This is a genomic window from Streptomyces sp. NPDC047061 (assembly GCF_040643955.1).
Taxonomy (GTDB): Bacteria; Actinomycetota; Actinomycetes; order Streptomycetales; family Streptomycetaceae; genus Streptomyces.
Genome location: NZ_JBEYVI010000019.1, coordinates 45074 through 57662, shown reverse-complemented (window position 1 = coordinate 57662; position 12589 = coordinate 45074). Strand labels below are relative to the sequence as shown.

Here is a 12589-nt window from a genome sequence, read left to right as displayed (position 1 = left end):
CACCCGTCGGGCGGCCACCCCATCATGCCGTCTCCGTACGCGCGTTCCCACTCCGGTCCGGCCTGCGGAACGGCCGCGGAGGGGCCGGGCACCCGGTACGGCACGGGAAGCCGTACTGCGAATTATGGGCCGTTGCGCAACACCCGTACCAGCACGACGAGTTACCCGTGACGATTGTTAACGCCCGGGGAACGAACCGCCGTTGGCATCCGTGCGTGAATAGGATTGCCCACTCTGGTGTACGACGGACTACTGGACGGATGAGGCGGACAGGGCGGATGACAGACGGGACCGGACCGACCGCAAGGACGAAGGCGGCCAGAACCCCGGCGGCGGAGCCCGCGACGGCCGGCGCCACGGCCGGGGAGGCGACGGCGGCGGGCCCGGCGGAAACGGCCCCGGTGGCCACGGGAGCGGCGGCGGCGAGCCCCGCGGCACCGGATCCGGCGAAGGAGAGCACACCCGGCCGGGAGCCCGGATCCCGGCCGGGGGCGCCGAGGACGCCGGGGGCCGTCTCCGCGGAGTCCGTGGCGGAGGAGGAACCGAGCCCTGCGGCGGCCCCGACGGCGGAGGCCGCCCTCGCGGGGCCCGGCGGCGGGGATTCCCCTTCCGCGCGCGCGGAAGGCGCGGAGGCCGAGGCCCCCGCCCAGGCGCTCGCCCAGGCGCTCGCCCAGGCGCTCGCCGCGAGCGTCCCCGAGGGGGACGGGTCCGCCCCCGGCGACGGCGCGGCGGCCGTGTCCGTTGGCCGTCCCGGCCGCCCGTTGCTGGCCGGGGCGGCGGTGCTCGGCGCGCTGCTGATCACTGTACCGGTGCTGTTGATGAGCCGGGACCGGGCGCCGGAGGGCCACGACCGGGTCGTCGCCGACCAGGCGGGCACCGTCCTCGGCGGCGACGCGACGCAGGGGCCCGGAGCCGGGTACGCCTCCTCCGCTCCCTCCGCTCCCGCCCCCTCCGTCACACCGAAGCCGACCACGCACCGCCCCTCCCCCGCGAAGACGGTCGCGGCGCATCCGGCGGCGAAGCCGACGACGGCCGCGACGAAGAAGTCCGCCGCGCCGGCGAAGACGAAGACGCCCACGCCGACGAGCAAGTCCGGGACGAAGTCGACCCCGAAGTCCACCCTTCCGTCGGACGTCCTCGTCACGGCCACCCGGGTGCTCAGGGCGGGCCAGTCCATCGAGGCGAAGAAGGCCCGGCTGCGCATGCAGAGCGACGGCAACCTCGTCGTGTACGACGAGCACAACAAGGCCCGTTGGGCCACCATGACCTTCGGTTCGAACTACCAGGCGGTCTTCCAGGCGGACGGAAACCTCGTCGTCTACACATCCGACAGCCGTCCCGTCTGGGCCAGCCAGACCTCCGGCCACGACGGCGCGGTCCTCAGGGTCCAGGGCGACGGCAACGTGGTGATCTACACCGGATCGACCCCGGTCTGGGCCACCAACACCCAGCACTGACGGCGCCCTCCCCGGCTCAGCCGCTCTTGCGCAGGAACCCCCGCAGCCGCCGCTCCGGCCAGGTGTTGATCACGTCGTCCTTGGTGAGCCAGCCGCGCTGGGCGGTGCCGATGCCGTAGCGCATGTTGGCGAGGTGCGGGACGGCGTGGGCGTCGCTGTTGACGGCGAACTTCACGCCGTGCCGGCGGGCCCGCAGGATGTCCTCGTCGCGCAGGTCGAGGCGGTGCGGGTGGGCGTTGATCTCCAGGGCCGTGCCGGTGCGGGCGCAGGCGGCGAAGACCGCGTCGAGGTCGGCGTCGATGCCGGGCCGTTTGCCGATGAGGCGGGTGGTGGGGTGGCCGATGACGTTGACGTACGGGTTCTCGCAGGCCCGCACGAGCCGCCGGGTCAGCTGCTCGCGGCTCTGCCTGAAGTGCGAGTGCACGGAAGCCACGCACAGGTCGAAGCCGGCGAGGAAGTCGTCCGGCCAGTCCACCTCGCCCTCGGGGCCGATGTTCAGCTCGGTGCCGTGCAGCAGCCGCAGCCCGCCGCGCCGGCCCTTGACGGGATACGCGCCGTCCAGCTCGCGCACCTGCTCCCGCTGGGCCAGCATCCGCTCGTCGGTCATGCGCTGCATCGCCAGGTCGGGCGCGTGGTCGGTGACCGCGTAGTAGGCGTAGCCGCGCGCGGCGGCCGCCTCGGCCATCTCCTCCAGCGGGGCGAGCCCGTCCGTGAGGTCGGTGTGGGTGTGCAGGTCACCACGGAGGTCGGCCTCGGTGACCAGCTCGGGCAGTTCGTCGCGCAGCCCGGCCTCGATCTCCCCGCGGTCCTCGCGCAGCGTCGGCGGGATCCACGGCAGGCCGAGCCGGGCGTACACCTCCTCCTCGGTCCCGGAGACGATCTTCTCGCCGCTCTCGACGTCGAAGAGCCCGTACTCGGAGAGCTTGAGCTTCTGGTGCACCGCGATCTCCCGGGTGCGGATGTTGTGGGCCTTCGAGCCGGTGAAGTACTGGAGGGCCGCGCCCCAGGAGTCCGGCGGTACGACGCGCAGGTCGACGTTGAGACCCTTGCCGGTGCGCACGGACGTCTTGGTGCCGCCCTGCCCGATGACCTCGGTGACGTACGGCAGCCCGGTGAACGCCCGCATGAGCGGCGCGGAGTCCTCCGCCGCGGCGAGGATGTCGATGTCACCGATGGTCTCGCGCATCCGGCGCAGTGAGCCGGCGTACGTGCACCGCTCGCAGCCGGTCACCGCGGAGAGCGCTCCGACGATGTCCTCGGCCAGCTCCATGGCCACGTCGATCTGCACCCGCCCGCCGGAGGACCGGAGCAGTTCGATGCCGTGGAGGATGTTCTCCTCCGTCTTCGGGCCGAAGCCCTTGAGGTCGCGCAGCCGTTCGTCGCGGATGGCGGCGGCGAGTTCGTCCACCGACGAGACGCCCAGCTCCTCGTAGACCGCCATGGCCTTCTTCGGGCCGAGGGTGGGGACGGCCGTCAGCCGCCGGACCCCGTCCGGGATCTTCGCCCGCAGCTCCTCGACGGCGGCCACCTTGCCGCTGTCGAAGTACTCGCGGACCTTCTGGGCGATCGACTTCCCGACGTTGGGGATCTCCTGCAGCCCCTTGAGGTCGAGGGTGGAGACATCCGCGTGGTGGCCGCCGAGGGACCGGGCGGCCTTCTCGTAGACCCGCGCCTTGAACGCGTCTCCGCCGGTGATCGAGATCAGGTCCGCGTACTCCTGGAGCAGTGCGGCCACCTCGTCGTTGGACCGAGCCATGCCTTCAGGGTAGGGCGCCGGTTCCGCGCGGGCGCTCTTGACAGCTCTCCCCCGCCACAGGCAGTCTTCCATTAAGCAGAAATCAACTTCCGCAATACAGAAATTCAGCCAACGGAAGGGAGCGCCGGCCCCCATGCCAGGTTTTGGATCGAGCACAGCCGCAGAGCAGCGCTTCAACGTCAACCTGTCGATCCTCTTCACGGAACTCCCGCTCCTGGAGCGCCCGGCGGCCGCCGCCGCGGCCGGCTTCTCGGCGGTCGAGCTGTGGTGGCCCTGGGTCGACTCCCCCACCCCCGAGCGCTCCGAGCTCGACGCGCTGAAGAAGGCGATCGAGGACGCGGGCGTCCGGCTGACCGGCCTGAACTTCTACGCCGGACAGCTCCCCGGCCCCGACCGGGGCGCCCTGTCGCTCCCCGGCGCGGAGTCGGAGAGGTTCCGCGCCAACATCGACGTCGCGGCCGGCTTCGCCCGGTCGCTCGGCTGCACGGCCCTCAACGCGCTGTACGGCAACCGTGTCGACGGCGTGGACCCCGCCGAGCAGGACGCCCTGGCGCTGGAGAACCTGGCGCTCGCGGCGCGCGCGGCCCACCGGATCGGCGCGGTGCTGCTGGTCGAGGCGCTGAACAAGCCCGAGTCGCCGCGGTATCCGCTGGTGTCGGCGCCGGCCGCCGTCGAGGTCGTCGACAGGGTCAACGAGGCCACCGGGCTCGGCAACGCGCGCTTCCTCATGGACCTCTACCACCTGTCCATGAACGGCGAGGACCTGCCGTCGGTGATCGAGCGGTACACGCCGAAGACGGGCCACGTCCAGATCGCCGACAACCCGGGCCGCGGCGCCCCGGGCACCGGTTCACTCCCCCTCGGCGACCTCCTCGACCAGCTGCGGAAGGCCGGTTACGACGGCTGGGTGGGCCTGGAGTACAAGGCGGGCGACCGCCCGAGCGCCGACGCCTTCGGCTGGCTGCCGGTGGAACAGCGCGCCGCCCGCTGAGGTGACCGCCCCTGGGCGGCTGCCGCCCCCAGACCCCCGCTTCGGCCTGAACGGCCTCGTCCTCAAACGCCGGACGGGCTGCTTTGGGAGACGCCCGCCCAGCAGCAGACGTATCACAGCAGTCAGAGAGGTACCCCCTATGAGCACACTCCCCAGGATCGCCTGGATAGGCCTCGGCATCATGGGCTCCCCCATGTCCGAGAACCTGGTCAAGGCGGGTTACGACGTCACCGGCTTCACGCTGGAGCAGGACAAGCTGGACCGGCTGGCCGCCGCCGGTGGCACCGCGGCCGCCTCGATCGCCGAGGCCGTGCGGGGCGCCGACGTGGTCATCACGATGGTGCCCGCGTCACCGCAGGTCGAGGCCATCGCCTACGGCCCGGACGGCATCCTCGACAACGCCGGGTCCGGCACTCTCCTCATCGACATGTCGTCCATCACCCCGCAGACCTCCGTCGACCTGGCGAAGGCGGCGCGGGACAAGGGCATCCGCGTGCTCGACGCGCCCGTCTCCGGCGGTGAGGCCGGGGCCGTCGAGGCCGTGCTCTCCATCATGGTCGGCGGCGAGCAGGCCGACTTCGACAGCGCGAAGCCGATCTTCGAGGCGCTGGGCCGGACCATCGTGCTGTGCGGTCCGCACGGCTCCGGGCAGACCGTGAAGGCCGCCAACCAGCTGATCGTCGCCGTGAACATCCAGGCGTGCGCCGAGGCCGTGGTCTTCCTGGAGAAGTCCGGCGTGGACCTGGCGGCCGCGCTGGACGTCCTGAACGGCGGCCTGGCCGGCTCGACCGTACTGACGCGGAAGAAGGACAACTTCCTGAACCGCGACTTCAGGCCGGGCTTCCGGATCGACCTGCACCACAAGGACATGGGCATCGTGACGGACGCGGCCCGCAACGTCGGCGCCGCCCTTCCGGTCGGGGCCGTGGTGGCACAGCTGGTCGCCTCCCTGCGCGCGCAGGGCGACGGCGGCCTGGACCACTCCGCGCTGCTGCGCTCGGTGGAGCGCCTGTCCGGCGCCCAGACCTGAGCCGACCCCCGGGACTTCCGGGCGGCACCGGCGCCGACAACTGTCCTGTCGCGCCCAGGCGCCGGCGCCGCCCGGAAACCACGATGACCTCGCCGGGAGCGGCACCCCGGTGTTCTTCGGTCCCTTCACCGGCCGTCAGGAGCTGGACACCGTCCGGGACTCGCGGGCACACCCCCGAGACCACGCGCCGGGTGCCGGTCGTCGTGGCGGCGATCGAGCGGGGCGAGGACGACGGCTTCCCGCGGGCCGGCGAGGTGCGCCGACCGCTGTCCGAGGAGGAGCGGCGGCGCCTGGCCACCAGCATCGCCGGCGGCCTCTCCCGGGCCTCCCGGGTCTCGCGGGTCTCCCGCGACGACGTGATCGAGAAGAACCCGACCCATTTCCACGCCGCCGACCCGGAGTACGGCAGGCGCGTGGCGGAGGCGGTCCGCGCCCTGCGCGAGGACTGACCCCACAGACGGCCCGCGGCGGCCGACCGGCCCGGATGAGGGGTGGCCGGTCGGTGTCGGTACGCGGGCGGGGCGAGGACCGCGGCGGCGTGCGAGCCGGTGCGGTGGTGAAGGAACCGGGCGCTCTTCCCGACCAGAGGGAAGCACCCCCTGTTCCGTCGCAGCCGCCGCGGTCCCAGCCACCCTCCCCGAGCCCCGTCCGGCGGCGCGAACGTCCTGTCGCGCCCAGCCTCGCGCCGTCGGACGGCCACACCGGGGAGAGCCTCACGGACTCCCTGAGCGCCGGACAGCGCCGGACGCGGAACCGCCCGCGTCCGGCGCTTCGGCGTGCGTTTCCGCCTCCGCCGCAGGAGCCTTGAGGCATGACAGCACATCCACCGACGGAGTTTCCGCACATCGTCGTGCACGCGCCGGCCCTGGACGGCTCCCGGCGGGTCACCGAGGGCGACGTGACCCTCGGGATCGCCTCCCACCTCGACGACGTGATCGAGATCCTGCGGATGGCCGACCTGGACCGGATCGAGGTCGAGGAGAGCGACCTCATCGAGTGGCAGGGCGGCGGCCCGGACGACTGGCCGGGACTGACCGAGCACCCCGAAAGATGATGTACCGGGACGAACACACAGGCCGATCCTCAAATAAAGCTCTGAACCTTGTTCAGGATGCTTCAACCGCCGTAGTCGGCGGGCATATTCACGTCACACGGTGCCCGCCGGCACGGGGGCGGCGGGCACCGAGTCACCGACAGCACGAAGTGGGCGACCCGTCCTCCCGGACGGGCCGCCCGCTCTCGTTCGCGCCGGCTCAGACCTTCAGCGTCCTGATCGAGGTCGGGGCGTGTCCCGGCTCGGTGGCGATCTCCTCGAACTCGACGACGTCGGAGATGTCGTTGGTGGTCGACATGGAGATGTTGGTGACCCGTTCCAGGATCGCCTCCACGACGACCGGCACCTGGTGCTCGGCGGCCAGCTTCTTGGCCTCCTCGAAGGCGGCGCCCAGCTCCGTCGGGTCCGTCACCCGGATCGCCTTGCAGCCCAGGCCCTCCGCGACCTTGACGTGGTCGACGCCGTAGACGCCCAGCTCGGGCGAGTTGATGTTCTCGAACTCCAGCTTGACCTGGAAGTCGATGTCGAACGCCCGCTGCGCCTGCCGGATCAGGCCCAGGTAGGAGTTGTTGACGAGGACGTGGACGTAGGGGATCTTGTGCTGCGCGCCGACCGCCAGCTCCTCGATCATGAACTGGAAGTCGTAGTCGCCGGAGAGGGCGACGACGGACGCCTCCGGGTCGGCCTTGGCGACGCCCAGCGCGGCCGGGACCGTCCAGCCGAGGGGGCCCGCCTGGCCGCAGTTGATCCAGTGCCGGGGCCTGAAGACGTGCAGCATCTGGGCGCCGGCGATCTGCGAGAGGCCGATCGTGGAGACGTACCGGGTCTCCGGGCCGAACGCCTTGTTCATCTCCTCGTAGACGCGCTGCGGCTTGATCGGGATGTCGTCGAAGTGCGTACGGCGCTGGAGGGTCGCCTTCTTCTCCTGTGCCGCGGCGGCCCAGGCGGAGCGGTCGGGCAGCCCGCCGGTCGTCTTCAGCTCCAGCGCCACCTCGACGAACAGCTCCAGGGCCGCCCGGGCGTCGGACGCGATGCCGTAGTCGGGGGCGAAGATCCGGCCGATCTGGGTGGGCTCGATGTCGACGTGGACGAAGGTGCGGCCGGCCGTGTAGACGTCCAGTTTTCCGGTGTGGCGGTTGGCCCAGCGGTTGCCGATACCGAGGACGAAGTCGGACTCCAGGAAGGTCGCGTTACCGTAGCGGTGCGAGGTCTGCAGGCCCACCAGGCCGGCGTTCAGCTCGTGGTCGTCGGGGAGGACGCCCCAGCCCATCAGGGTCGGAACGACCGGAGTGCCCGTCAACTCGGCGAACTCGACGAGGAGTTCGGCGGCATCCGCGTTGATGACCCCGCCGCCGGCGACGATCAGCGGGCGCTCGGACGCGTTCAGCATCCCGATCGCCTTCTCGATCTGGGCGCGGGTGGCGGCCGGCTTGTAGACCGGGAGCGGTGCGTAGGTCTCCGGGTCGAACTCGATCTCGGTGAGCTGCACGTCGATCGGCAGGTCGATCAGGACCGGGCCCGGGCGGCCGGAGCGCATCAGGTGGAAGGCCTGCTGGAAGACGCCCGGGACCTGGGCCGCCTCCAGCACGGTGACCGCCATCTTCGTGACCGGCCTGGCGATCGAGGCGATGTCGACGGCCTGGAAGTCCTCCTTGTGGATCACCGCGGTCGGGGCCTGGCCGGTGATGCAGAGGATCGGGACGGAGTCGCCGGTGGCCGAGTACAGGCCGGTGATCATGTCGGTGCCGGCCGGGCCGGAGGTGCCGATGCAGACGCCGATGTTGCCGGGGTGCGTACGGGTGTAGCCCTCGGCCATGTGCGAGGCACCCTCGACGTGACGGGCGAGGGTGTGATGGATGCCGCCGGAGGCCTTGAGCGCCGCATAGAAGGGGTTGATCGCCGCGCCGGGCACACCGAACGCATCGGTGACTCCCTCGCGCCTGAGGATCTCAACTGCCGCGCGGGCAGCGGTCATACGAGCCATCGAGAACTCCTGCTTTCGGCTGTCGGATGCCTGCTCCCGTCGCGCCCCGCGGTGAGCATCGCCCTCAATTTTCCGTATTACGGAAACTAACTTCTGCTATCTGAAATCAATGTAGGTGTGGGGGCGAACGTCGTCAAGGGACGGACAACCCGGCCCCGGCAGGAGCACCATGGGACGGCTGAACCGACGCGACGCCTGAGGTGGGGCCATGTCCGAGAGCGTGCCGGTGCGCTGTCCGGCCTGTCGGCGCGAGCACGTCTACACCGCGCCGTCCTACCCCTGCGCCTGCGGCGCGCCGGTCACCCCGAGCCTCGACGACAGGGCCGGGCCGACGCCGGTGGCGCACCGCGCCTGGGACGCCGACTGGGTGACGGTGTGCTGCGGCTCCTGTGGCCGCCGGGACCAGTGGCCGCAGCCGGAGCTGGGCTGCCCGTGCGGGGCGGTGCTGCGTATCGCGGTCGCCGGCCCGGGGTCCGCGCCCCCGCCGGCCCCCGAGCCGCGGCCCGCCTTCCATCCCGTGACGATCCGCACCGCCCGCGACGCGGTCACCGCGGCCGCGTTCTATCTGCGCTGGCTCGGCTACCGGGACATCCGCCGCGCCGACCAGCGGCCGCCGTCCGGGATCGGGCTCGCCGCCCGGGGGCTCGTGGCCCACGTCGACCCGACCGTGCAGCCGGCCTCGCTGCGGGACGTGGAGTGCCTGTGGCTGACGGCGATGACGGAGGACTCGGGGTGCGTGTACTTCTCCCTTGCGGGGTACGCCGAGGAGGCGCGGGAGCGGGCCGACGCGTTGGGGGTGCCCCTGTTTGTCCTGGACTTCACGGGGACGCCTCAGCCGGTGAACAGGCCCGCCGATGAGCTGCGTGGCCCAGGTAGGTGAGTGCCTGCGGGCCCGGTGGGGGCTGGTCGCGCAGTTCCCCGCGCCCCTACGGGGCGCTGTAAGTCTCCCTCAGTTCGATCTTGCGGACCTTTCCCGAGACCGTCATCGGGAAGTCGGTCAGGATCTGGAGTCGGCTCGGCACCTTGTAGTGGGCCAGGCGGCCCTCGCAGAAGGTGCGCAGGTCCTCCAGGGTCGGCGGGTCGGCCGGGTCGTGCGGGATGACGCAGGCCAGGACCTCCTCGCCGTACCTCTCGTGCGGTACCCCGACCACCTGGACGTCCCGGATCTTGGGGTGGGCGTAGAGGAACTCCTCGATCTCGCGCGGGTAGATGTTCTCGCCGCCCCGGATGATCATGTCCTTGATGCGGCCGACGATCTCGACGTACCCGTCCTCCCGCATCATCGCCAGGTCGCCGGTGTGCATCCAGCGCCCGGGGTCGACGGCCTCCGCGGTCTTCTCGGGCTCGTTCCAGTAGCCGAGCATCACGCTGTAGCCACGGGTGCACAACTCACCCGCCGTGCCTCGGGGTTGGGTGACCCCGGTGGCCGGGTCGACGACCTTGACCTCCAGGTGCGGCAGCACCCGGCCGACCGTGCCGGTGCGGTGTTCCAGGTCGTCCTCGATCCGGGTCTGGAGCGAGACCGGGGACGTCTCCGTCATGCCGTAGCAGATGGAGACCTCCGCCATGTGCATCTCGGCGACGACCCGCTTCATCACCTCGACCGGACAGGGCGAGCCCGCCATGATGCCGGTGCGCAGCGACGACAGGTCGTACGACGCGAAGTCGGCGAGGTTCAGTTCGGCGATGAACATCGTCGGGACGCCGTACAGCGAGGTGCAGCGCTCCTGCTGGACCGCCTCCAGGGTGGCCTTCGGCTCGAAGGACGGGGCCGGGATGACCATGCAGGCGCCGTGCGAGGTGGCGGCCAGGTTGCCCATCACCATGCCGAAGCAGTGGTAGAAGGGCACCGGGATGCAGATCCGGTCCTGCTCGGTGTAGGCGATCGACTCACCCACGAAGTACCCGTTGTTGAGGATGTTGTGGTGGGAGAGGGTGGCCCCCTTCGGGAAGCCGGTCGTGCCCGAGGTGTACTGGATGTTGATGGGGTCGTCGCAGGACAACTCTGCTGCGCGGGCTGCCAGTTCGGGAGCCCTGTCGGCCGTTCCGCGCGCGGTCAGCGCGTCCCAGCTCGGGTCCCCGATGTACACGGTCTCCCGCAGCTCGGGGCACCTGCCCCGCACTTCCTCGACCATCGCCCGGTAGTCGCTGGTCTTGTGCCGGAGCGAGGCGAACAGCAGGGAGATTCCGGCCTGGTCGAGGACGTACTCGACCTCGTGGGTGCGGTAGGCCGGGTTGATGTTGACCATGATCGCGCCGATCCGGGCGGTGGCGTACTGCACCAGCACCCATTCGGCGCAGTTGACCGCCCAGATGCCCACCCGGTCGCCCTTGGCGACCCCGCTCGCGAGCAGCGCGCAGGCCAACCGGTCGATGTCGGCGGCGAATTCGGCGTAGGTCCAGCGTCTGCCGGTCGGTACGTCCACCAGCGCCTCGCGGTCCGGCCAGGCCGCGACCGCGCGGTCCAGGTTGGCCCCGATGGTGTCGCCGAGCAGCGTGGTGCCGCTCGTGCCGTGCGTGTAAGACCCTTGTGCGTACGACGAGCTCACCGGAAGTCCTCCTCGCGGTATTCGTCGGCCGAGCCGGCGGCCGTGGCCTCGCGCAGCTCGATCCGCCGGATCTTCCCGGAGATCGTCTTGGGCAACGGCGCGAACTCCAGCCGCCGGATCCGCTTGTAGGGCGCGAGGACCTGCCGGGAGTGCTCGAACAGCACCTTCGCCGTGTCCGGGCCCGCCTCCCAGCCCGCCGCGAGCACGATGTACGCCTTGGGCACGGCGAGGCGCAGGTCGTCCGGCGCCGGGACGACGGCCGCCTCGGCCACCGCCTCGTGCTCCAGCAGCGCGCTCTCCAGCTCGAACGGGCTGATCTTGTAGTCGGACGCCTTGAACACGTCGTCCGCGCGGCCGACGTAGGTGATGTAGCCGTCCTCGTCGCGGGAGCCGATGTCGCCGGTGCGGTAGTAGCCGCCGGCCATCGCCTCCGCCGTACGGTCGGCGTCGCCGTGGTAGCCGGTCATCAGACCGACCGGCAGCGCCGACAGGTCGAGGGCGATCTCGCCCTCCGCCGCGCCGGGAGCGCCGCTGACCGGGTCCAGGAGCTCCACCCGGTACCCGGGGCTGGGGCGGCCCATCGACCCCGTCTTCAGCGGCTGGCCGGGGCTGTTGGAGACCTGCACGGCCGTCTCCGTCTGCCCGAACCCGTCCCGGATCGTGACGTGCCACGCCCGCCGGACCTGCTCGATCACCTCCGGGTTGAGCGGCTCGCCCGCCGCCACCACCTCGCGCGGCGGCGTCCGCAGCTGCGTCAGGTCGGCCTGGATGAGCATCCGCCACACCGTCGGCGGGGCGCAGAAGGACGTCACGCCGTGCCGGTCCATCTCGGCCATCAGCCGCCCCGCGTCGAAGCGGCTGTAGTTGTGGATGAAGACGGTCGCCTCCGCGTTCCAGGGCGCGAAGAGGTTCGACCAGGCGTGCTTCGCCCAGCCCGGCGAGGAGATGTTGAGGTGCACGTCACCGGGTTCGAGGCCGATCCAGTACATGGTGGCCAGGTGCCCGATCGGGTACGAGGTGTGGGTGTGCTCGACCAGCTTGGGGTGGGCGGTGGTGCCCGAGGTGAAGTAGAGCATCAGCGGGTCGTCGGCCAGGGTGGGCCCGTCGGGCACGAAGTCGGCGGAGGCGGTGTACGCGTCCTCGTACGGCTCCCAGGTGCCGGCCTCCGCCGGCGGCAGGCCGCCGACCGTGATCCGGGTGTACTCACCGGGCACCTCGGCGAACTTGGCGGCGTCCTCCGCCCGCACGACCACGTGTTTCACCCGGCCCCGGTCGACCCGGTCCCGCAGGTCGGCCGGGCCGAGCAGCGGGGTCGCCGGGATGACCACGGCGCGCAGCTTCATCGCGGCCAGGGCGGTCTCCCACAGCTCGGCCTGGTTGCCGAGCATGACCAGGATGCGGTCCTCCGGCTGGACGCCTCGCGCGCGCAGGTGGTTGGCGATCCGGTCGGAGCGCTCGGACAGCTCGGCGAAGGACAGCTTCGTCTCGCCGCCGTCCTCCTCGACGATGTGCAGGGCGGTGCGGTCGTTGCCCTCGGCGATGACGTCGAACCAGTCCAGCGCCCAGTTGAAGTGGTCCGGACGCGGCCAGGCGAATCCCTCGTAGGCGGTGGCGTAGTCCGTACGGTGTTCCAGCAGGAAGTCCCGTGCCCTGCGGAAGTCCTCCGTCGCACTCGTCATACGCGTCTCCTTCAGTACCGGACCATTGCCGGGCGGCTCTCTGGCATCGTGTAATCCGTGATGCAGGTCTCACTACCCCCGAACGGGGG

The 12589-nt window shown here is 71.3% G+C and carries 9 protein-coding genes and 1 pseudogene; 6 read left to right on the top strand and 4 right to left on the bottom strand.

The annotated features are described in order from the left end of the window. Positions 1-278 precede the first annotated feature (278 nt). On the top strand, positions 279-1457 hold the full coding sequence (locus ABZ887_RS25925; RefSeq protein ID WP_361293449.1) for a hypothetical protein: 1179 nt from the start codon (positions 279-281) through the stop codon (positions 1455-1457). Between the two features lie 16 nt (positions 1458-1473). Here ABZ887_RS25925 and polX read toward each other — a convergent pair whose 3' ends face one another. Beyond that, the gene (gene polX / locus ABZ887_RS25920; protein WP_361293446.1) at positions 1474-3213 is read right to left on the bottom strand and encodes a DNA polymerase/3'-5' exonuclease PolX; all 1740 of its coding nucleotides are present in this window, start codon (positions 3211-3213) and stop codon (positions 1474-1476) included. A gap of 133 nt (positions 3214-3346) precedes the next feature. On the opposite strand from polX, the gene ABZ887_RS25915 reads away from it, so the two are divergent. From ABZ887_RS25915 to ABZ887_RS25900, 4 genes and pseudogenes are all read left to right on the top strand, one after another. After that, positions 3347-4204, top strand: a complete 858-nt coding sequence (locus tag ABZ887_RS25915; RefSeq protein WP_361293443.1) for a TIM barrel protein — start codon at positions 3347-3349, stop codon at positions 4202-4204. 139 nt (positions 4205-4343) lie between these two features. Further along, entirely contained in the window at positions 4344-5234 is an 891-nt protein-coding gene (locus ABZ887_RS25910; RefSeq protein ID WP_361293440.1) for a 2-hydroxy-3-oxopropionate reductase, read from the top strand. Positions 5235-5458: 224 nt separating this feature from the next. Continuing rightward, a pseudogene (locus ABZ887_RS25905) lies at positions 5459-5683 on the top strand (catalase-related domain-containing protein); the annotation flags it as partial. A 362-nt stretch (positions 5684-6045) separates the two neighbouring features. Further along, positions 6046-6288 (top strand): hypothetical protein, encoded by a 243-nt coding sequence (locus ABZ887_RS25900; RefSeq protein ID WP_361293437.1) that lies wholly within the window; start codon positions 6046-6048, stop codon positions 6286-6288. A 199-nt stretch (positions 6289-6487) separates the two neighbouring features. On the opposite strand, the gene gcl is transcribed toward ABZ887_RS25900, so the two are convergent. Then, positions 6488-8272 carry a glyoxylate carboligase gene (gene gcl / locus ABZ887_RS25895; RefSeq protein WP_361293434.1) on the bottom strand — a complete coding sequence of 595 codons (1785 nt, stop codon included), beginning with the start codon at positions 8270-8272 and terminating at the stop codon, positions 6488-6490. A gap of 208 nt (positions 8273-8480) precedes the next feature. On the opposite strand from gcl, the gene ABZ887_RS25890 reads away from it, so the two are divergent. Next, a complete protein-coding gene (locus tag ABZ887_RS25890; protein ID WP_361293431.1) occupies positions 8481-9152 on the top strand; it encodes a hypothetical protein in 672 nt (223 codons plus the stop codon). A 46-nt stretch (positions 9153-9198) separates the two neighbouring features. Here the strand turns inward: ABZ887_RS25890 and ABZ887_RS25885 are convergent, their stop codons facing one another. Beyond that, complete coding sequence (locus tag ABZ887_RS25885) at positions 9199-10821, bottom strand: AMP-binding protein (RefSeq protein WP_361293428.1); 1623 nt, start codon at positions 10819-10821, stop codon at positions 9199-9201. Continuing rightward, positions 10818-12500, bottom strand: coding sequence for an AMP-binding protein (locus ABZ887_RS25880; protein ID WP_361293425.1), 1683 nt, complete (start codon positions 12498-12500; stop codon positions 10818-10820). The genes ABZ887_RS25885 and ABZ887_RS25880 overlap by 4 nt, the downstream gene beginning before the upstream one ends. Between the last annotated feature and the right edge of the window lie 89 nt (positions 12501-12589).

What these genes read in the sequence shown, in the direction of transcription:
- ABZ887_RS25925 (WP_361293449.1), top strand. Translation starts at nt 279, where the DNA reads ATGACAGACGGGACCGGACCGACCGCAAGGACGAAGGCGGCCAGAACC.
- polX (WP_361293446.1), bottom strand. Translation starts at nt 3,213, where the DNA reads ATGGCTCGGTCCAACGACGAGGTGGCCGCACTGCTCCAGGAGTACGCG.
- ABZ887_RS25915 (WP_361293443.1), top strand. Translation starts at nt 3,347, where the DNA reads ATGCCAGGTTTTGGATCGAGCACAGCCGCAGAGCAGCGCTTCAACGTC.
- ABZ887_RS25910 (WP_361293440.1), top strand. Translation starts at nt 4,344, where the DNA reads ATGAGCACACTCCCCAGGATCGCCTGGATAGGCCTCGGCATCATGGGC.
- ABZ887_RS25900 (WP_361293437.1), top strand. Translation starts at nt 6,046, where the DNA reads ATGACAGCACATCCACCGACGGAGTTTCCGCACATCGTCGTGCACGCG.
- gcl (WP_361293434.1), bottom strand. Translation starts at nt 8,272, where the DNA reads ATGGCTCGTATGACCGCTGCCCGCGCGGCAGTTGAGATCCTCAGGCGC.
- ABZ887_RS25890 (WP_361293431.1), top strand. Translation starts at nt 8,481, where the DNA reads ATGTCCGAGAGCGTGCCGGTGCGCTGTCCGGCCTGTCGGCGCGAGCAC.
- ABZ887_RS25880 (WP_361293425.1), bottom strand. Translation starts at nt 12,500, where the DNA reads ATGACGAGTGCGACGGAGGACTTCCGCAGGGCACGGGACTTCCTGCTG.